This window comes from Bacillus sp. 5w2 (assembly GCF_054353775.1).
The window spans coordinates 464,055-484,660 of sequence record NZ_JBTIWT010000001.1 but is presented as its reverse complement, the minus strand read 5'-3'; the positions used below and the strand labels follow the sequence as shown (position 1 = coordinate 484,660).

Sequence of the window (20,606 nt, the reverse complement as noted above, 5' to 3'; positions counted from 1 at the left end):
AACAGATAACGGAGGAAACCCAGGAGGCGGAACGGGAACAGATAACGGAGGAAACCCAGGAGGCGGAACAGGGACAGATAACGGAGGAAACCCAGGAGGCGGAACGGGAACAGATAACGGGGGAAACCAAAATCAAGGTGGTGGCTCAACAGTTATTGAACGTACAAATAATTATATTGTACATCAAAAAACTGAGAAGTTAACAGATAATACCTCTAATGTATTAATTAAAGAAGCAGTCGAGACCGTTCAAAGTTATCAAGGATTATTGAGTCTTTATCAAATGTATTATGGGATTGATTTAAGAACAAATGATGTAGGCCCTAAGCTTGAAGAGGGAAGTTTAGATACGATTGCGACTGATCATTCATTGTATTATATGTTAAATAAACAAAGTGTAATTGATTTAATTTCAAATCTTGTTTCAGCTAGTATTACGAGTGAAGTAAAGCAAGATATGATGGGCTTAAAGCAAAAAATAGACTCTTACCAACAACTCATTACTAGTGCAGATCAAAATTCTATGCTATTAGCGGAGAAATTAAATGAAACGATGCAGCAAGCAACTAGTATGAATCAAAATTTAGGGGAATATGTAAAAGGTTTAGCAAAATGGCGTGAGAGTAGTTTAAAGCTAGTAGAAGAGCAACAAGTATTAACGACTAATAATGCTGGTGAACAAACAGCTGTACTATCGTTAGACTCTGGTATTAAATCTTTAACGATGCAAACGCAGTCATTAGCGGAAAGTTCGAAGCATAGTTTAGCGACATCAGATGAAGTGTATAAAACATTTGACCAAATTAATGGACAAGCAAAAGAAATTCAAGAAAGTGGAACGACAATTGTTTCGAAAGCAGATTCTTTATTAAATGATTTTACGAAGAAAATGGAAGATGATAAAGCATTCTCGAAAAACTTTACGAAGATTTTGGCGAATAGTCGTATTGGAGATCGTCAAAATGAGATGCTATATGAGTTTTTATCTAGTCCAGTTCAGAAACAAAATGATGGGGTAATTGTAGCTGGTAATGCTTTTACACCATACTTAATCGTATTAACTTGTTTCATTGTTGCGTTATTTACGGCATATGCAATTGCGAATCAAGAAAAGAAACGAACACAATCAGATCATTTTGAAGAGAGATTCTCTTTAATTGATATGAATGTACCAACTACAGTAGTAGCATTTGGGATATCGATTGTGGAAGGAATCAGTATAGGAATCATTTCGGGCCGTCTTTTAAAATTCGGTCAGGATCAAAGTTTACTATGGATTGCATTTATCACAATCATTATGATGGCATTCGTATTAGTTTCAACATACTTACTACGACAAATAAAAATGGTAGGGATGTTTATCTTATTAGTATTTTTAAGTATGTATCTATTTTTAACTGAAGCAGTTGGAAGTAAAGTAGACCAAATGTCTTCTGTAGGTAAATTGCGTCAATTTTCACCGCTTCAATATATAGAAGGTTTTCTAAATGATTTTATTAGCGGTAAAGATACAGGAAAAGTTATTTTTATCGTATTGTTTGTAATTGCCATTATAGGATTAGTTAGTAATCTATTTGTATGGCACAAGAAATGGGAGGAAAAAGAAGTAAATGATCAAACAATGGAGCATAGTGGTTAAGTTATCATTTATTTGTTTCCTTTTACTGTTTGTCGCGCTACCGATTAGGAGCGCGGCGGACAGTTATCTTGGTGATGATGGAAAGATTCAGTTTAAAGTAGACCGCTTTGAAGATAAAGACCAAGAAAAAAATAAAAAGGAACATAAGGAAACAGAATTAGATAAAGCATCAATTGAGTTATTTAATAAAGATATAGAAGAAGAAATTCAAAAAAAGAAAAAGAAAGAACAAAAAGAGATGGAATCCTTAAGAGATTCTCTTTTTATAAAACAAAAAGAAAATAATCGTGTTAAAGATACGAAAAATAGTTTGTTTAGCAGTGAATACGTTGTAAGAAAAAGCGCTGATGAAGTAGCAAGTAATCAAACAATGAATGAAAAGCCAATCAGTACAACGATAATCATATTGTTAGGCGGCAGTGTTTTACTTATTTGCATCGGTATTTATACGGTTCTTCGGAAAAGTTGGAGGTAAAGTAATGGCAATACAAACGCATATTAATGTAACGGTAGATTTTAGTAAATGGAATGGAAATACATATGATTTGCGTATTCCGAATCATCAATCTATTAAATATTTATTGAAAAACTTATTAGATACGTTAAAGATTGATAATCATGAAGGTTCACATTTTGTAATGAAAGTGAAAAATAAGTCAATTGTTTTAACAGATAATGATCGTTTAATTGATCACCAAATAACAGACGGAGATATTTTACAAGTTTTATAAAGAATATTTCTTACCTTTAGTTTTTTGAAAATAAGTTATTACTGGTTATAAAGAAAAGGAGAAGAGGATAAACATGACGGAAAAAACAATTCAAATTGATGCAATGAACTATCAATTTCAAATAGAAAAAGAAAATTGGAAATTGGAGATGACAAAATCTCAAACACGTATAAAAGATTTCCGTCAATTCGATATAATTACGGGCGCATCATCTGACTTTGTACCATTAACGATAGAAGAAATGGATGATATGTTTACGTTTCTATTTCAAGTCGACAAAAAATTATATAAGTGGGACGACCTTGGCCGTTTTGGAAGAAATGAGAAATTGAGACTGCTTCGAAATGTTGCGCAATTTCGTAAATATTTAAATAAACGAATTACGTTCTTTTTACATCCAGACAATATAGTTTTTAATGCGAATTTAATGCCAAGTATTATACATAGAGGAATTCGAGATATTGTTCCACCAACCCCGTTGTTAGAAGAGCAATTTTTAACGCAATACAAGTGTCTAATTATTGCTTTATTCTCCGAAAAGCACAATTTTGATGATTTATATGCTGGGTTACTAAAAGATGCAAAAGAAACAACATTTGAACAGACGGTTGCTCAAATGGAAAGCTTAGATGCATTACTGCAGTTTCTTGATGACAGCTTTGAGAAGGAACAAACAAAAACAGAAAAAAATATGCAGTTAGTACCTAAAAAGAGCTATAAATCGTTTAAATACTTAGCTTTTTCCTTCATAGCGGCGACAGTTATTTTAGCTGCTCCTTTAATATATTTCACTTTTATAAAATTTCCTTATCAAAATAAGTTAATAGAAGCAAATGCGAGTTTCATAGCAACTGATTATGACAAAGTAATTACGCAATTAAATGAAGAGGAATTTGAATCATTACCGATTGCATCTAAATATGAGTTAGCATTTGCATACATTACGGCTGAAAAACTAGGTGAAGATCAAAAGAAAATGATTATGAAAAATATTAGTTTGAAAAGTGATGAAAAGTATTTGCTGTATTGGATGTATAACGGAAAAGGTAATTTTGATAAATCATTAGATTTAGCTAAGACACTTGATGATCCTCAGCTTATTATATACGGCCTTGTTAAACAAATTGAATCGCTGAAAAATAATCCGGATTTATCAGGAGAAGAGCGTGATCAAAAATTAAAAACATATGAGCAACAATTAGATGAATATGAAAAGAAATATGGCAAATCATCAAACGATAAAGACTTGTCGAACACAGAGAAAAAAGAGTAAGCACTTGATGAGACAGTTGAAAAGGAGCAGTGAACACGGATGGAGCAACTATTAGTATTGACTTATGGAGACAAAATATATAAGTGCACATTACATCCAAATGAGCAATCAATAGTGTCGATTGGAAAAGAGTGGACAAATGATATTACGAATCCAAGTTTAGAACAAGAAGTAGAGTTAAAGTGGAATAATGAAGTAAATGCTTGGATGGTACAAAATCAATTAATAGAGTTCAATAAGGAATTTGAGATTGGAAAAACTAAAGATGTGAGCTTGAAAATCTTTATCTCTATTATTGGTACAACTAAAGTGTTTGATATCGGAACGAAACATTCTCTTACATTAAGTCAAAACAGTTATGATGATATTTCTATTACCGGGACAAATGTAGATTTAATGCTATCTCGTGAAACGTTGTACGATTCTTTTAAAGTAAACGTATATGAAGGGGATGTATTTCATAATTATACGAAGCTAAAAGATAGCGCTATGTTAGAAGCAGGAGACGTATTATATTTTGATGGTGCTTTAGTAGAGATAGGCAGTGAAGATATTCAAGTATTGTCTTCAGAAGAGAACGTTAAATCTACGTTACCTATTTTAGTAGAATCCGAAACGAATTATCAAAGTGGTTATCCAGACTATCATCGTTCACCACGTATTATTTACCGTGAACCAGAAGAGAAAATGACAATTGCAAAACCTTCAAGTATGCCGTCAAAACCGACTGAGCATTTGGCGAGAATTATTGCACCTTCTCTTGTCATGATTGTCGTAACAGTATTACTTGCAATCTTTATGAAATATGGGATGTTTATTATTGCATCGATTGCGATGACATTAGTAACGATTATTGTATCTGTCACATCTTATATAAAAAATTTAAAGCAATATAAAATCGACATTGTTGAACGTGATAAAAGTTATAGAGAGTATATCAAACAAAAAACGAAAGATTTACATGCAGAAAGTGAAAAGCAGCGTCATGCATTACAATATCATAATCCAAATGTTGAAGTTATACGTAATATGGCTATGCAAGTAAATCCACGTATATATGAAAAAACAATGCTACATCATGATTTCTTAACATTTAGCGTTGGAACAGGACAAGCTAATACAAGTTTTGAAATCCAATTTAATGAAGAAGAATTTAGTCAAACGAAAGATGAATTAATTGATATAGCACGTGAACTAAGACAGCGTTATCTATCATTGGAAGATGTACCTGTTGTAACAGATTTGATAAATGGACCGGTTGGCTATATTGGACAACGCTCTTTAGTGTTAGAGCAATTACAATTATTAGTTGTACAAACCGCATTATTCCATAGTTATTATGACTTGCAGTTTATTACTATTTTTCCTGAAGAAGAAAAAGAAAAATGGGATTGGATGCGCTGGTTACCTCATGGAAGTGTTCGCGATATAAATGTACGCGGATTTGTATATCATGATCGTAGCCGTGATCAAGTGTTAAATAGTTTGTATCAAATATTAAAAGAACGAAAATTAAAACTAGATGAAAAAAGTTCAACGAATGAAAAAATGTACTTTGCACCGCACTATGTCGTTCTCATTACAGATGAAAAACTAATACTAGACCATGTTGTTATGGAATTCTTTAATGATGATCCGAGTCAATTAGGTGTATCACTTGTATTTGTACAAGATGTTATGCAAAGTTTACCGGAGCATGTGAAAACGGTAATAGACATAAGAGATGCAAAACAAGGGAACATCATCTTAGAACAGGGAGAGCTTGTAAACCGTCAATTTAAATTAAATCACGTACCGAAAGGGTTCAATTTAGAAGATGTTTCACGAGCATTAGCACCGTTAAATCATTTGCAAAACTTAAAAAATAGTATCCCAGAAAGTGTAACATTTTTAGAAATGTACGGTGTTGAGAAAGTAAAAGAACTGAATATCACAAGTCGCTGGGAGAAAAATGCTGCACATAAATCTTTAGCTGTACCACTTGGATTACGTGGTAAAGAAGATATCGTAAACTTAAACTTACACGAAAAAGCACACGGACCACACGGGTTAATAGCAGGTACAACAGGTTCAGGTAAGTCGGAAATTATACAATCGTATATATTATCTCTAGCGGTCAATTTCCATCCTTACGAAGTAGCCTTTCTACTAATTGACTATAAAGGCGGCGGTATGGCGAATTTATTCAAAAACTTACCGCATTTATTAGGAACAATTACGAACTTAGATGGAGCACAAAGTATGAGAGCGCTCGCATCAATTAAAGCTGAATTACAAAAAAGACAACGATTATTTGGAGAAAATGATGTAAACCATATTAATCAGTATCAAAAACTGTATAAAGAAGGCTTAGTAAGTGAACCGATGCCGCATCTATTTTTAATTAGTGATGAATTCGCGGAATTGAAGTCAGAACAGCCAGAATTTATGAAAGAGTTAGTTTCAACAGCGCGTATCGGACGTTCACTCGGAATTCATTTAATATTAGCTACGCAAAAACCGAGCGGTGTTGTAGATGATCAAATTTGGAGTAACTCGAAATTCAAACTAGCATTGAAAGTTCAAAATACGTCAGATAGTAATGAAATTTTAAAAACACCAGATGCTGCTGAAATTACATTGCCAGGACGTGCCTATTTACAAGTTGGGAATAATGAAATTTATGAACTATTCCAATCAGCTTGGAGCGGAGCAGACTATGTAGAAAACAAAGAGGATAAAGAACATTTAGACGCAACAATCTATGCAATAAATGATCTAGGACAATATGAAATATTAAGTGAAGACTTAAGTGGACTTGGTAGTAGTAAAGAAGTAATAAGCGTACCATCTGAACTGGATGCTGTTATTGACTACATTCACGATTACGCAGAAATAAATGAAATTGAAGCGTTAGCTAGACCGTGGTTACCACCACTTCCAGAAAGCGTATATTTACAAGACTTACACGCTATTCAGTTCAAAGAAGCATGGACGAAAGAAAAGAAACCATTAAAAGCAACAGTTGGTCTACTAGATCAGCCTGAATTACAATCACAAACACCATTAACACTAGATATTAGTAAAGATGGACACGTAGCAGTCTTCTCAAGTCCAGGCTACGGAAAATCAACATTCTTACAATCAGTCATTATGGATGTAGCTCGTCAGCATAGTCCGGAGCATTTGCATGTGTATTTATTAGACTTCGGAACGAACGGTTTAATGCCATTAAAATCTTTACCGCATGTGGCAGACATCATTACATTAGACCAAGTTGAAAAATGCGAGAAATTTCTTCGTCGCATAGAAGACTTATTAAAAGATAGAAAGCAATTGCTAAGTAAATATGGAGTTGCGAGTCTTGAAATGTATGAGAGAGCTAGTAAAGAAGTATTACCAACAGTATTAATTACGTTAGATAACTATGATTCTGTTAGAGAAGCTGGATTTGTCGAAGACTTTGAACGCATTATTGCACAAATTGTACGTGAAGGGGCAGCAGTAGGAATTCATTTAATGCTTACGGCTACACGTCAAAATGCATTGAGAGTACAAGTAAATACAAATATTAAACTACAAATTGCTCTATATATGATAGATGAGGCAGAATCTAGAGCTATTGTAGGAAGAACAGAGTTAAAAATTGAAGAATTAGCAGGACGTGGTTTAGTTAAAATTGAAGAACCAACAATCTTCCAAACAGCTTTACCAACTGATGGAGAAGATGTACTTACTCGAATTGAAAACATACAAGCAGAAGGAAAAGAGATGGATTCCTTCTGGGATGGAGAAAGACCGAAAGCGATTCCTATGGTACCTGAAGTTCTGGAATACAAGGAATTCATTGCATGGCCAGAAACAAGAAAAATTATTGAAGCAGGCAAACTAACATTTGGTGTAGAAACAGAAAGCGTTACACCTCTCGAATTAGATTTAACGGAAGCGTCTAATATTGTTGTAGGGGGAATCAAGAAAGATGAAGTTGAAAATGTAGTTCATCAATTCCTTCAACAGTTAGCTGAAAGTGGACACTTTGACTTAGGCTTAATCGATACAAGAACACGTAATTTCTCAAACTATAGAGAGAGCGCTGCTTTATATGTAGCTGAAAAAACAGGAATTGAGAAAACGATTAAACAAGTTACAAATGCTTATAAATCGAGAGAAGCGGCGTTTAAAGAGGAGCAGGAAGCATCAAGTGAAACAGTGAACCCTGCAGAATTTATTAAGAAATTTAAGCCGATTGTAATCGTAATTGCAGATGTAAATGATATTTTAAGTAATTTAGAAGATAGCGATATATATAGTTTAGCGGAATTAATAACAAATGGTGCATTTATGGGCATCCACTTCATAATTGGCTGTGATGTCGATTCAATTGACAGCCGATACGACTTAGTTTCAAAAACAATAAAAACGCAATCTCATGTTATTTTACTTAGAAAATCATCAGGCCAAATGGTCTTCGATGTATCTAATAAAGATTTAAGTAGTACAAAATTAAATCCATTTGAAGGGTATTTTGTTGAAAATCGTTTTGCTACTAGAATTAAAGTGCCAACTATTTAAGGGGGGATTTGCATGGGGATAGAGGAATTAAATAGTCAAAAATCTGGTTTATTAAGTAGTATAAGTCATCAACAAGGGCAATTGGCTGAACTACAAATGAAACTAAGAAGGCTAATAACTGCTAAAGGGAAATTTGTAAATAATCTTGAAGCAATTAAACAAAATCAAGAGCAGTTTAAGTCCTTAGAAATAAACGAGAGTAGTTGGAAAGGGCAAAGAGCAACTACTTTTAAAGAAACATATGAACAACAAGTCATTTCGAATTTAGGGAAGTTTATCGGAGAACTAGGGAGAGTGCAAGAAGACATCGATCAAGCTATACGGCGGCTTGAAAGAGAAATCGCTACATGTGAGTCTAGTATTCTTTCTCTAAGTAGAAGTGTTTCAATGGTTGACGCTAGTATTCAAGTAGAAGTACAGAAGGCGGGGAAATGATAAATGGGGGAAATTAAATTAAATAAAGGGGTATTTGACGCGAAAGTAAGTGATTTGAAAAGTGGGGCTAGTGATTTAGGTAAGACTAAATTTAATGGTATGCAGTTGAGTCGTACGAATTTGACTAGGCTGATTCAATATTGTGAAGCAATTGAAAAGTTATCTCAAAAGGTGCAGCAATACGAACAGATATTAGAAAATGACTTAAATAAAATACAACAAACTGGGGAGAAAATAGTCGAAAAAGACGAACAACTTGAGAAGGAATTAAGGATCGGTTCAATTCATCATGCTATGAAAAATTAAAATAGGGTGGGAGAAGCGTGGATAAAAATATAGAGTTACAAGAAGTAAAAGAACTTCAAAATAGATTTCAAGCAAGTGCCACTGAGTTGAATCTACAATTTGAATGTTTGATGCAAAAAATACTTGATTTTACAGAGATTAACTCTTTTCAAGGGAAAGCTGCTTCTGATATTAAAAATTATTTATCTACAGTTCATGGAAGTGTTATTTTTAAGTATATGGAAGCAGTGGAATTATTAAAAGAACAATTTCAAAAAAGTATTAATGATTTTAATAGTACGGTTGACAGTGATGCTGATACGAAAATTTATGGAATTTACTTGGATGATGTAAAGAAAAAAATTAATGGGTATAGTGAAGGATTTAATCTATCTAATGACCAAGCAAGACAAACTGTAGGGTCTGTTAACGACATCATCGCAATTCAATATCCATCATCAGCAGGGATCATGGAAGGGTCTATAAAAAGCCAAAAGGAAATTAGTGACACTTTAGAAAAATTAGAAGCTTATAATAGTAACCAAAGTGACCTACAAACGTTTCAAGAAATGATACGTGAGTTAGATGATGGAATGAATCGAGTACAAGCTTATGGCGGGGATTTTTCTAGTGATTCAATAGAAAAAATAATGCCCGAAGAATGGGTAGCAGCAACAGTTGTGAATTCGAAAGCTTGGATAGGCGGTTTAAATAAAGGAAATAAATGGGGAAAAGGAGTGGTATCTTCATTTTTGCGCTACCATTATATGAAAAAAGTTTTAGGGTTTGGTGCGCAGTTTGACATTATAGATGGTGAGGGACAATATTTATTAAAAACAACCAAACCGAAACAAATGGTAGAAGCTCTTGAATTTTTAAAGGCTGATAAGAACGAGGATCATATTTTTAAATTTCTTAAAGGTAGAGTAGAAGAGTATTTAACTGGTTGGATGAGGCCAACTGATCCCAAAGTAACCGATAAAGAAGTAAGAATAGCGAAAAGAGAGATTGTGGAATTACCGGAATTCAAAGCGTATAAAGATTTCCATGTAGATTGGGATAAGAATGGGCTTGTGAAGGCTGTGGGAAATAATTCTTGGAGTTCACTTAAAACAGAACTTGGAAAAGGTATTACTGATTTGAAGCCTTGGAAATGGAAGGATACACTCAAAGAATTAGGTGGAGTAGGGAAAACAATGAAAAGTTTTGGGATAGCTGGATCTGTTCTTTCCGTTGCAAATAATGTTGTAGAGGCTAGCGATAATGCTAAAAAGAATGGTGGTTGGCAATTACATGACGTTGTGGATATAGCAACGGATTCAGCGGTAGATGTTGGAGCAACTGCTGGAGCAGCTGCAACTGGTGCTGTAGTAGGTTCATTTTTTCTGCCGCCTATTGGGACAGCAGTTGGAGCAGGGGTTGGGATAGGAGCTACATTTTTAATGAATGAAAAATTTGAAACTTTTGGAGGAGAAAGTTTGGTAAGTGGTACAAAAAAAGGTATAAAATCAGTGACTAAGAAGATTGCATCTTTATTTTGGTAATATACTATAGTTCGGGGAAAGGTGGAGTTAACAAATGTGGAATATAAACGAAGAAGATTTAGATGAATTTAAAATAGCATGTAGACATCGTTTAAGCCCTGAAGGAGCTATGTTGTTTATGTTTGGTGGAATGCTTTATAGTTCGTTATTGATGCTTTTTATTTTTGGAGCATTAATTAGATTTGGCTGGGATTACTATCCGACTCTTTTTGACACAGTAATAGTCAGAATGGAATTGTTGTTATATAGCCTACAAGTAATCTTTTTTATTATATATCTGATCCCTAAGGTACGTTTTAAATTTCAAAAGCTCCAGACATTGGTGATATTATTATATGCGTTTCAGTTAGGTACTATAGGTCTTACGGCATTTGTTCTTCCAGGGATGAGTAATTATTCTATTAATTTTATTACGCTTATTTATGTAGGTTTACTAGTATTAGGAGCAATACTTGTTCATGGTGTAACAACAGTTGATACTTTTAAACAAGCAAGTAAAGGTGCATTTAGTATGGGAGAAAGATCTACTTCATTTTTTAATAAGGCAAAGAAAAATGTAATGTTTGGTGTGGCAATTTATGTACTAATTCTTCTTGTTTTAATTTATATACAAAATAATTACTCATTGAGCATAATGTTTGGTTACTTTATATTTACGTTCATCATGTACGCGGTAGCCATAGGCGCAGCAGAGTTCCAATTATTAGCCTATTGTAGATTTAAATTTCCATCATTTTATATTTCATGGGAGGAACACGAAAGGGAACGTCAGAAAAGACTAAAGCTTTATGAAGAAAAGGAAAAAAAGCAAGCCAAAGAAATAAAATAAGTTTTGCATCTTAAACATTCATTACTACATATGTAGTAATGAATGTTTATAAATCAATACTATCAAAAAGGAGTAGATTTTGTGAAAGTTCAGCATAAAGCATTGTCACTTTTAAATTTAATAAGCATTACTCAAATTGTAAAAAAAGAAGATTGGTTGTTACCCGCAAGAGTACTTAGAAATCAAGTAGTTCGTAATGGGATATATGCAGTAGGACCTGTTCTATATAAATATTCAAAGTTAGAAAATGAACCAGAGTATGGGGAATATACGTATTGTATTCCTGTCAATGGAAGAGTTGATTTAGGTGAGAGCTCTGCATATGAGTATTATGATGCTTTAATTATTAAGAGTGCTCTATGTGTGCGATTTACAGATGAAGATGGTGATATTGAGGATGCTTATAACCTAATACGTACGGTTGCAGAGCAGCATCATATGAAATTAGATAGTAGTTTTTATCACGTATGTTTAGATGTATACGGTGATACATGGTTAGATATTTATGCTCCTATTATAGAAGTAGGTGAAACAGTGAAATGCTAATTGAAAAACAAAGTATTGCATATACAAATGTTGTTTCAAGAGAATACATTTTTCATTATCCAGATATGAAAGAAGCAATTGAAGATTTTATGTCAGAAATTTCAAAAGCGAATTTAACGATAAAAGGTCCTATGTTTTACGCTTTGAAAAATATACCGTCTGATGGAAATATGTATATTGAATTATTTATGCCGGTAAATGAAGATAAAATTCCAATGTCAGAAACACTTCAATTTAGAAGTTATTACTATGTTGATGAGATGCTCATGAAACGATATACGGGAGATTATGAAAAATTAACAGAGCAGGTATATGGTGAAATGCTTCAGTATATGGAGGATAATAATCTGAATTTAGCTTCGCCAATTTATCATGTGTTTAGCGGTGATGAGTCTTTACAGTATGTTGAAGTGAAAATCGCGGTATATAGTGAAGTATAATATTTGAAGCTTGAGATTTTTAAAATATGGAATCATCATGAAATATCTTAAAAGAGATAGTTTTGAATAGTATATGGGGATGTGACATAAATAAAGCCTTCTCTTCTCTTTAGAATGAGGAGGTTTTTTATTCTAAAACTATATGTAATTGATTGAATAATTCGACATGAGATTTTTCATTTGGATCAATCTGTATTGGTAGTAGTTACGTTCTGCAGTTCGCTTTGTTCTTAGTTTGAAAGGGAAAATTTATTCAAAAGTCAATTTGTAAAAAGGAGAAGATGTTATTTTGAATAAGGATCGGAATGTTTCGGAAACAGAGAAAAGTTTTTTTGGAAAGACAATAGTATCCATCTATAAAGCGTTAGAATTTATAGTGAAATATACAATGATTCTAATAATAATAATTTCAATATTTGTGATAATTGCTGCTGTTTATTTTAAAATATATGAGGGTATAGGGGCGGGTGTATTCCTCTTAATCTCGTCATTATTTGCATATTTGGTATTTTTTAAGAAAAGTAAAAATGCCTAAATTAATAGCGAAAATAAAAATCCAAAGATTAACAACTATAATACGTTATTTGAAGAGGGAAAGTTTTGTATATGGCATGAGTGTATAACAGCAAGAAAACCTTCTCTTTTCGTTAAAATGAGAAGGTTTTTATTTTTAATCTACATGATTTAAGTGAATGTAGTTAAGGGTGGGACAATTGGATGTGGAATATAAAAGAAAAAGATTTAGATGAATTTAAAATAACATGTAGAAATCGTTTAAGTCCTGAGGCTGCTGTAGGTTTTATGCTAGGTTCAATCATATACACCTCATTAATCATGTTAGGTGTAATTTATGGTTTGGTGAAATTTGGTTGGTCAGTATATCCTAGTTTACTAGAGGAAACAATTATTAAAATAGAGTTATGTTTGTATAGCTTACAAATCATTTTTCTTATTGTATATCTATTTCCCAAAGCCCGTTTTAAATTTCAAAAGTTACAAGCTATAGTTATATTGTTATATGCACTTCAACTTGCGACTATAGGATTTGTAACAGTAGTTGTTTCGAGTATTTTTGGTTATTCAAATGATCGTATTACATTGACTTATGTAGCCTTATTATTGTTAGGAGCTTTTATTATTCATATTTTTACAACGATTAATACCTTTAAGCAAGCTAGCGAAGGCGCATTTAGTAAGTGGGAAAATTCAGTTTCATTTTTTAGTAAGACAAAAGATTTTTTAATGATTGCCTCTATATCATGTGTATTAACTCTCTTAATCTTAATTTATATTAATAATGATTATACGATGGAGCAAATAGGTTGGTATGCCGTATTGACCCTTATACTATATTCGGTAGCCATAGGTGCAGCAGAGTTCCAATTATTAGCCTATTGTAGATTTAAATTTCCATCATTTTATATTTCGTGGGAGGAACATGAAAGAGAACGTCAGAAAAGACTAAAGATGTATGAAGAGAAGGAAAAGAAGAAAACTAAAGAAAAAAAATAAGTTTTGCGTCGAAATGAGGAAAGATGAATGCTTAAAATAAAGGAAGAAGATTTAGGTTTTTTCGAAATTGAAAATAGAAATCGATTAAGTCCGGATTATATAAGAATCTTTTATGGGGGAGTTTTTGCATATACTTCTATACCAATGCTCATCATGTTTTTAGGTATTTTGCTGAACGGTGATAAGATTTCTTTAACACCATTTGAAACATTTTTGGTACGATCTGAGGTAAAGTTATACATTTTGGAGTTGATTTTTTTAATAATTTACATGTCTTCAAAGGTTGCTTTTAAATTACAGAAACTCCAAGCCATCGTGACTTTATTTTATTCTTTTCAGTTAGCAACATTACCATTTATCGTTATGATGGTTGAAGGAATGTTTGATTTTCCTAGTAATAATAAAACGTTAGTTTATATTGGTTTAATAATGTTAGGAGCGCTTTGTACTCACATTGTAACTACAATTGATGTTTTTAAAAAGGCAAAACATGGAGGATATAAATCGGAAGGACCAACTGTCTCATTTTTTACTAACGCAAAATTATATTTATCGATTGGAATGACAATTGGTGTAATGGTTCTACTTATATTAATTTTTCTAAATCTTAATTATACATTTAGCCAAATGGCAATTTATGTTGTACAAACAATAATATTATATATATTCGCTGTAGTATCAGCAGAATTCGTCCTATTGGTGTATTGTCGCTTTAAATTTCCATCATTTAATATTACGTGGGAACAACATGAAAAGGAACGCCAAGAATTTATAGCAAATAGAAAAAGAATAAGAGAGAAAGAGCAAAAGCGAAACAAAAACTGAAATGAAAGTTATAAATGATACTCGTAAACTTATATTGAAGATAGAATGAATACATTATTCATAAATTAACTAGTAAAGGGAGGAATGTAATATCTTGAATAAAGATTCTAAAGCTGTAAAAAAAGAAAAGGGTTTATTTGAAAGTGTAATAGCACCTATTATTGTCGGGATTATGTTTATTTTTTTAATTCTATATAAAATAGCAGAGTTTCTGGGGAAGTGGCTCATTATTTTGTCAATACCGAGCTATATTGTTACTATGTTTATTTTTTTATACCAGAAAGAATATGGAGGTGTATTGGTTTGTGGAATAGGCTTAATACTAATGCTATCGCTGTATTTTGTGTTTGTTAAAAAAAGTAAAAAAGGTTAGTTTAATATCAAAATATTTATTTACTTTCAGTTTGTCTACAAAAATAGAGTTATTACATGATGTTAGAAAAGATGGTGTAATTATATGTGGAATATAAAAGAAAAAGATCTAGATGAATTTAAAAGTACTTGCAAGAATCGCTTAAGTCCCGATTGGACTACAGGATTTATGTTTGGAACGATGTTTTTTATTTCTTTAATAATGTTTTTTCTTATTGGAGGGTTAATAAGGTTTGGTTGGAGTTATTACCCGACTCTCTTTGATAAAATAATTGTTAGCCTTGAGTTAGTGCTTTATAGTCTTCAAGTAATTTTTTTAATTATTTATTTGTTTCCTAAGATGCCATTTAAATTTCAGAAACTACAAACACTCGTGGTACTATTATATGCGTTTCAGCTAGGCACTATAACATTTACAATGTTGATAATTCCAGGAATGTCAAATTATTCAATTGATCAAGTTACATTAATGTATGTCGGGTTATTATTTTTAGGTGCAGTCATTTTACATATTTTAGCGACTATTGATACTTTTAGACAGGCAAGTAAAGGGGCATTTAATAAGGGAGAAGAATCCTCTTCATTTTTTAGTAAAACAAAGAGGACTGCAATTAAGTGTGCTCTAATTTATGTGTTAACTCTGCTCATTTTAATTTATGTGCATAATGATTATACACAAAATATTTTAGGATTGTATGCGGGAGGAACTCTAATCATGTACGCGGTAGCCATAGGTGCAGCAGAGTTCCAATTATTAGCCTATTGTAGATTTAAATTTCCATCATTTTATATTTCGTGGGAGGAACATGAAAGGGAACGTCAGAAAAGACTAAAGCTTTATGAAGAGAAAGAAAAAAGAAAACTAAAGAAATAAAATAAGTTTTGGTTTCTGAAAATTCGAATAGAATATATAAACAATTAAGGATTGTATATAAATTAATGCTATTAAAAATTAAAGCATCTTCAATATAATCTGCATGAGTAAATAAATAGCAGTAAGTAAAGGTGAAATGTATTAATTTCCAAAAAGGAACATAATGAACTTAAAAATGCCTAGGGAAATCAACGGGGTGTCAGTATGAAGTTAAAGAAGAAATCTAAGATGATGATAGTTCTGTCAATAGTATCAAGTTTATTAAGTGGATGTGGTTTTGGGGAGACGAAGATAGAGTATGAGAGATTAGTAAAGGCATTGGATGAAGGGGATATGAAAACGGTTATGTCTGCGAGTGATGATGGATATGCATATGTGAAAGAAGAGACTAGCGAAAGTACTTATGAAGAAAAAGAAGATGGTGAACATAGCAGGATAATATATCAAACAAACCATGGAGTATGTGAAAGAAGACGACTTATATGGGAAAACAACTCAAAAGGTTGTTACTGATATAAAAAATGATAAAAACGTTGGTAGTAATCAAAATTACAAAAAAGAAACGGTCTATAGTACAAATTTAAAAAATGAAAAATCCCGTTCAGTAGCCCAGGGTCAAGCTATGAATGTTTCATATGTAAAATTAATGTTTAGAGGATTAAATGAACTTAGTAAATTGAAACCGAGTGAAGATACAAAAAGATCTAGTGAACCGAGCATAATAAGCTATGATTTAACTGAATTACAGTTTAAAAGCATAATAAATGACAAGTTAAATTTAAAATATGATAAATTTGATTCTGCAATATTGATGATTGAGTTTAATACGTCTAATGATACAAAAGAAAATCAAATGAGAATAATACAAATAACAATATCGGTAAATTATGAAGAAAAAAAAGAAGATAAGCTTATAAAACGCAATCAAGAGATTTCAACATATTATCATACCAGAGAAGATAATAATCAAAGTGCCAAAAAAGAATATGTAAATTATGAAAAAGAGTATATAAATTAAAAATAATATATTTTGATTGAATTTTGAGAATGATAAATGTTGTGAGGATATGAGTAAAGGGGTAGTGAAAAATAGTTACTGTGATAACAGTTATGTTTTGCTGAGCGCGTGTAGTTTTAGGAAATCAAAATAAAGTATGAGAGCCTAATAAAAGCAATGGATGAAGGTGACAAGAAGACGGTTATACTTAAGTGAAAGAGAGAAGAGTATTTGGAACTTTTGAGGAGAAAGGATACTATTTGAACTATCAAAAAGCAATCTGATTATATGATTAGCGTAATTAATGTGGTAATGGTATACCTAAAAAATTATCTAAATTTAGTTGTACAAAGATCTATGTACTTAAAAATATTAAGAATGTAATAGAATTTTAGTGCATGAGAATTATTTAAACTGTATTGAGGGTGAAGAGTCAGGATGTGGAAAATAAAAGAAGAAGATTTAGATAAGTTTCGAATGACATGTCAAGGACGTTTAAGCCCTGAAGGTGCGACGGGATTTATGCTTGGAACAATATTTTATATTTCGATATTTATGTTTATTATTTTTGTAGGGGATTTGAATTACTACAACAATTTTTTTGATAGAACTATTGTTAAAACCGAAATTGTGTTATTTAGTATTCAAATTATATTTTTAATTATATATCTATTTCCGAAAGCATGTTTTACATTTCAAAAGTTCCAAACGCTAATCGTATTACTATATGCGTTTCAACTTGGAACGATATTATTTGTAGTTTCGATTGTTTCTGAAATGGCTGATAATTCAATTGGTAGGATGTATACCGGGCTACTAGTTGTAGGAGCAGTTATTATCCATATTGCAGCAACGCTAGATACATTTAAACAAGCAAGTGAAGGTGCATTTAGTAGTGATGAAAGATCCACCTCGTTTTTTAGTAAGACAAAAGGAGCTGTGATAAAGGGGGCTATAATATATATATTAATACTACTTCTTCTGATGTATTTTCAAAATGATTATTCAATTGATTTTTTTGTTATGTATGGAGTAGGAACTGTTTTAATGTATGCGGTTGCAATCGGAGCGGCAGAATTCCAATTATTGGCGTACTGTAGATTTAAATTCAAGTCATTTAATATGTCATGGGAAGAGAATGAGAGAATGCGTGGGAGAATTCGAAAGCGAAATACAAAATCCAAATCGAAAAGTAAATAAGAGGGAAATAGAATTGAAGTGAATGAAAATTATTTAAACTGTATAGAAGGTGAAGAGCCAGGATGTGGGATATAAAAGAAGAAGATTTATATAAGTTTAGGATGACATGTAATGATCGTTTAAGTCCTGAGGGTGCTATGGTTTTCTTTATTGGAGGGATAGTTTATACTTCAGTATTTATGTTTTTTATTTTTATGGGGGGATTGGATTATTATCATACTTATTTTGATAAAACAATTGTTAAAACTGAAATTGTTTTATATAGCTTACAATTCATCTTTTTAATTCTATATTCATTTCCAAAAGCACGTTATACATTTCAAAAGTTACAAACGCTCGTTGTATTATTATATGCATTTCAATTAGGTACAATAACATTTACAGCGTTAGTTCTTCCTGGAATATCTGATTATTCAATTGATCGAATGACTTTAATTTGTGTAGGGTTATTATTTATAGGAGCAGTTATCGTTCATATTGTGACAACAATTGATACATTTAAACAAGCGAGTGAAGGTGCGTTTAGTAAGGATGAAAGATCCATCTCATTTTTTAGTAAAAGAAAAGGAGATGTGATGAAGTGGGCTACAATATATGCGCTAATCCTGTTTATTTTGATATATTTTCATAATAGTTATGGAATTGATGTTTTAGTTCTTTATGCGGTAGGTATTGTTTTACTGTATACAGTAGCCATTGGAGCGGCAGAATTTCAACTATTGGTGTACTGTAGATTTAAATTCAAGTCATTTAATATGTCATGGGAAGAGAATGAGAGAATGCGTGGGAGAATTCGAAAGCGAAATACAAAATCCAAATCGAAAAGTAAATAATATATTAATATAATTTTAGTGTTCGAAAAATAATTGAAACGTATAGAAGGTGAAAAACTGAATGTGGAACATAAAAGAAGAAGATTTAGATCAATTTAGGATTACATGTAGAAATCGTTTAAGTCCTGAAGGTGCGACGGGATTTATGATGGGAACAATCATTTTTGTTTCATTATTGATGTTTTTTATTTTCGTAGCACTAGTTACAGATGGTTGGGATTACTATTCAACTTTTTTCGACAAAATAATTGTTAGTATTGAATTAGTTTTATATAGTTTACAAATAATTTTTTTAATACTATATCTATTTCCGAAAGCTCGTTATAAATTTCAAAAGTTACAAACGCTCGTTGTAATATTATATGCATTTCAATTAGGTACAATAACATTTACAGCGTTAGTTCTTCCTGGAATGACTGACTATTCAATTGATCGAATGACTTTAATTTGTGTAGGGTTATTATTTATAGGAGCAGTTATCGTTCATATTGTGACAACAATTGATACGTTTAAGCAAGCAAGTGAAGGTGCATTTAGTATGGATGAGAGGTCTCAATCATTTTTTAGTGAAACAAAAGAAAGAATGATAAAAGGTAGCATGGTATATAACTTAGTCCTTCTAATAATCATTTATTTCCATAATGATTATGACTTTGATACGTTAATTTTGTATGTAGTAGGGACAATTGTAATGCATGCAGTAGCCATCGGAGCAGCTGAATTCCAGCTCTTAGTGTACTGTAGATTCAAATTCAAGTCATTTCATATGACGTGGGAAGAGAATGAGAGAATTCGAAAGCGAAATAAGAAATTCAAAACGAAAAACAAATAATATATTAATAGAATTTTAGTGCTCGAAAAATAATTGAAACGTATAGAAGGTGAAAAACTGGATGTGGAATATAAAAGAAGAAGATTTAGATAAGTTTCGAATGACATGTCAAGGGCGTTTAAGTCCTGAAGGTGCGACGGGATTTATGCTCGGAATGATATTTTATACTTCATTATTTATGGTTATTATTTTTATAGGAGGAATAGATTATTATACTACCTTGTTTGATAAGGTAATTGTTAGGATTGAATTAGTGTTATATGGTTTGCAAGTAATGTTTTTAATTCTATATTTATTCCCTAAAGCTCGTTATAAATTTCGAAAATTACAAACGCTCGTTATATTATTATATGCATTTCAACTTGGAACTATCGGATGCACGTTATTTGTTCTTTCTGGAATGATTGAGAATTCAATTGATCTCAATACACGTGTTTATGTAGGTCTATTAGTATTAGGTGGAATTATTGTTCATATTGTGACAACAGTTGATACATTTAAACAAGCAAGCGAAGGTGCATTTAGTAGTGGGGACAAATCAGATTCGTTTTTTAGTAAAACAAAGGGACATGTTATACAAGGTGCTGTAATTTATGTGTTAATTCTTCTTGTTTTAATTTATATAAATAATAATTACTCATTAAACACAATGTTTGGTTATGTTATGTGTAATGTTGTTATGTATGCAGTAGCCATTGGAGCGGCAGAATTCCAGCTCTTAGTGTATTGCAGATTTAAATTCAAGTCATTTAATATGAAGTGGGAAGAGAATGAGAGAAAATGTGGAAGAATTCGAAAACAAAATAAGAAATCCAAGACGAAAAATAAATAATATATTAATAGAATTTTAGTGTTTGAAAAATAATTGAAACGTATAGAAGGTGAAGA

The 20,606-nt window shown here is 31.8% G+C and carries 20 protein-coding genes and 2 pseudogenes; all 22 read left to right on the top strand.

Annotation, left to right across the window (positions count from 1 at the left end):
* A partial coding sequence (locus tag ACXY7N_RS02480; protein WP_488592262.1) for an MFS transporter occupies window positions 1-1,639 on the top strand: 1,639 nt, incomplete at its 5' end.
* Window positions 1,611-2,114, top strand: a complete 504-nt coding sequence (essA, locus tag ACXY7N_RS02475; RefSeq protein WP_002135896.1) for a type VII secretion protein EssA — start codon at window positions 1,611-1,613, stop codon at window positions 2,112-2,114. The genes ACXY7N_RS02480 and essA, both read left to right, overlap by 29 nt.
* Before the next feature lie 4 nt (window positions 2,115-2,118).
* The gene (locus ACXY7N_RS02470) at window positions 2,119-2,370 is read left to right on the top strand and encodes an EsaB/YukD family protein (RefSeq protein ID WP_001007572.1); all 252 of its coding nucleotides are present in this window, start codon (window positions 2,119-2,121) and stop codon (window positions 2,368-2,370) included.
* A 73-nt stretch (window positions 2,371-2,443) separates the two neighbouring features.
* Window positions 2,444-3,643, top strand: coding sequence for a type VII secretion protein EssB (gene essB, locus ACXY7N_RS02465; RefSeq protein ID WP_016134255.1), 1,200 nt, complete (start codon window positions 2,444-2,446; stop codon window positions 3,641-3,643).
* 39 nt (window positions 3,644-3,682) lie between these two features.
* Window positions 3,683-8,194 (top strand): type VII secretion protein EssC, encoded by a 4,512-nt coding sequence (essC, locus tag ACXY7N_RS02460; RefSeq protein ID WP_016134256.1) that lies wholly within the window; start codon window positions 3,683-3,685, stop codon window positions 8,192-8,194.
* Window positions 8,195-8,206: 12 nt separating this feature from the next.
* A complete protein-coding gene (locus ACXY7N_RS02455; protein WP_000510565.1) occupies window positions 8,207-8,629 on the top strand; it encodes a YwqH-like family protein in 423 nt (140 codons plus the stop codon).
* 3 nt (window positions 8,630-8,632) lie between these two features.
* A complete protein-coding gene (locus ACXY7N_RS02450; protein WP_016134257.1) occupies window positions 8,633-8,935 on the top strand; it encodes a TIGR04197 family type VII secretion effector in 303 nt (100 codons plus the stop codon).
* Window positions 8,936-8,952: 17 nt separating this feature from the next.
* Entirely contained in the window at window positions 8,953-10,458 is a 1,506-nt protein-coding gene (locus tag ACXY7N_RS02445) for a T7SS effector LXG polymorphic toxin (protein ID WP_016134258.1), read from the top strand.
* A gap of 34 nt (window positions 10,459-10,492) precedes the next feature.
* On the top strand, window positions 10,493-11,287 hold the full coding sequence (locus ACXY7N_RS02440) for a hypothetical protein (protein WP_046953663.1): 795 nt from the start codon (window positions 10,493-10,495) through the stop codon (window positions 11,285-11,287).
* A gap of 81 nt (window positions 11,288-11,368) precedes the next feature.
* Window positions 11,369-11,833: a DUF5085 family protein gene (locus ACXY7N_RS02435; protein WP_016134260.1), complete on the top strand. Its 465-nt coding sequence runs from the start codon at window positions 11,369-11,371 to the stop codon at window positions 11,831-11,833.
* A complete protein-coding gene (locus ACXY7N_RS02430) occupies window positions 11,827-12,273 on the top strand; it encodes a DUF5085 family protein (protein WP_016134261.1) in 447 nt (148 codons plus the stop codon). The genes ACXY7N_RS02435 and ACXY7N_RS02430 overlap by 7 nt, the downstream gene beginning before the upstream one ends.
* 289 nt (window positions 12,274-12,562) lie before the next feature.
* Entirely contained in the window at window positions 12,563-12,808 is a 246-nt protein-coding gene (locus tag ACXY7N_RS02425) for a hypothetical protein (protein ID WP_016134262.1), read from the top strand.
* Window positions 12,809-12,990: 182 nt separating this feature from the next.
* Entirely contained in the window at window positions 12,991-13,785 is a 795-nt protein-coding gene (locus ACXY7N_RS02420; protein ID WP_016134263.1) for a hypothetical protein, read from the top strand.
* 27 nt (window positions 13,786-13,812) lie between these two features.
* Window positions 13,813-14,610 (top strand): hypothetical protein, encoded by a 798-nt coding sequence (locus ACXY7N_RS02415; RefSeq protein WP_016134264.1) that lies wholly within the window; start codon window positions 13,813-13,815, stop codon window positions 14,608-14,610.
* Between the two features lie 94 nt (window positions 14,611-14,704).
* Window positions 14,705-14,983 carry a hypothetical protein gene (locus tag ACXY7N_RS02410; protein ID WP_001990239.1) on the top strand — a complete coding sequence of 93 codons (279 nt, stop codon included), beginning with the start codon at window positions 14,705-14,707 and terminating at the stop codon, window positions 14,981-14,983.
* An 84-nt stretch (window positions 14,984-15,067) separates the two neighbouring features.
* A complete protein-coding gene (locus tag ACXY7N_RS02405; protein WP_016134265.1) occupies window positions 15,068-15,856 on the top strand; it encodes a hypothetical protein in 789 nt (262 codons plus the stop codon).
* 204 nt (window positions 15,857-16,060) lie between these two features.
* Window positions 16,061-16,874: pseudogene (locus tag ACXY7N_RS02400) on the top strand (DUF3952 domain-containing protein).
* Window positions 16,875-16,923: 49 nt separating this feature from the next.
* Window positions 16,924-17,060, top strand: a pseudogene (locus tag ACXY7N_RS02395) (DUF3952 domain-containing protein); the annotation flags it as partial.
* 231 nt (window positions 17,061-17,291) lie between these two features.
* Window positions 17,292-18,053: a hypothetical protein gene (locus tag ACXY7N_RS02390; RefSeq protein ID WP_016088157.1), complete on the top strand. Its 762-nt coding sequence runs from the start codon at window positions 17,292-17,294 to the stop codon at window positions 18,051-18,053.
* A 62-nt stretch (window positions 18,054-18,115) separates the two neighbouring features.
* The gene (locus tag ACXY7N_RS02385) at window positions 18,116-18,886 is read left to right on the top strand and encodes a hypothetical protein (RefSeq protein WP_488592261.1); all 771 of its coding nucleotides are present in this window, start codon (window positions 18,116-18,118) and stop codon (window positions 18,884-18,886) included.
* Between the two features lie 61 nt (window positions 18,887-18,947).
* Entirely contained in the window at window positions 18,948-19,718 is a 771-nt protein-coding gene (locus ACXY7N_RS02380) for a hypothetical protein (RefSeq protein WP_016088155.1), read from the top strand.
* A gap of 61 nt (window positions 19,719-19,779) precedes the next feature.
* On the top strand, window positions 19,780-20,550 hold the full coding sequence (locus tag ACXY7N_RS02375; protein WP_016136151.1) for a hypothetical protein: 771 nt from the start codon (window positions 19,780-19,782) through the stop codon (window positions 20,548-20,550).
* The last annotated feature ends 56 nt before the right edge of the window (window positions 20,551-20,606 follow it).

Excerpts from the sequence above, each read along its gene's own strand:
- essA (WP_002135896.1), top strand. The coding sequence starts at position 1,611 with ATGATCAAACAATGGAGCATAGTGGTTAAGTTATCATTTATTTGTTTC.
- ACXY7N_RS02470 (WP_001007572.1), top strand. The coding sequence starts at position 2,119 with ATGGCAATACAAACGCATATTAATGTAACGGTAGATTTTAGTAAATGG.
- essB (WP_016134255.1), top strand. The coding sequence starts at position 2,444 with ATGACGGAAAAAACAATTCAAATTGATGCAATGAACTATCAATTTCAA.
- essC (WP_016134256.1), top strand. The coding sequence starts at position 3,683 with ATGGAGCAACTATTAGTATTGACTTATGGAGACAAAATATATAAGTGC.
- ACXY7N_RS02455 (WP_000510565.1), top strand. The coding sequence starts at position 8,207 with ATGGGGATAGAGGAATTAAATAGTCAAAAATCTGGTTTATTAAGTAGT.
- ACXY7N_RS02450 (WP_016134257.1), top strand. The coding sequence starts at position 8,633 with ATGGGGGAAATTAAATTAAATAAAGGGGTATTTGACGCGAAAGTAAGT.
- ACXY7N_RS02440 (WP_046953663.1), top strand. The coding sequence starts at position 10,493 with ATGTGGAATATAAACGAAGAAGATTTAGATGAATTTAAAATAGCATGT.
- ACXY7N_RS02430 (WP_016134261.1), top strand. The coding sequence starts at position 11,827 with ATGCTAATTGAAAAACAAAGTATTGCATATACAAATGTTGTTTCAAGA.
- ACXY7N_RS02420 (WP_016134263.1), top strand. The coding sequence starts at position 12,991 with ATGTGGAATATAAAAGAAAAAGATTTAGATGAATTTAAAATAACATGT.
- ACXY7N_RS02415 (WP_016134264.1), top strand. The coding sequence starts at position 13,813 with ATGCTTAAAATAAAGGAAGAAGATTTAGGTTTTTTCGAAATTGAAAAT.
- ACXY7N_RS02405 (WP_016134265.1), top strand. The coding sequence starts at position 15,068 with ATGTGGAATATAAAAGAAAAAGATCTAGATGAATTTAAAAGTACTTGC.
- ACXY7N_RS02390 (WP_016088157.1), top strand. The coding sequence starts at position 17,292 with ATGTGGAAAATAAAAGAAGAAGATTTAGATAAGTTTCGAATGACATGT.
- ACXY7N_RS02385 (WP_488592261.1), top strand. The coding sequence starts at position 18,116 with ATGTGGGATATAAAAGAAGAAGATTTATATAAGTTTAGGATGACATGT.
- ACXY7N_RS02380 (WP_016088155.1), top strand. The coding sequence starts at position 18,948 with ATGTGGAACATAAAAGAAGAAGATTTAGATCAATTTAGGATTACATGT.
- ACXY7N_RS02375 (WP_016136151.1), top strand. The coding sequence starts at position 19,780 with ATGTGGAATATAAAAGAAGAAGATTTAGATAAGTTTCGAATGACATGT.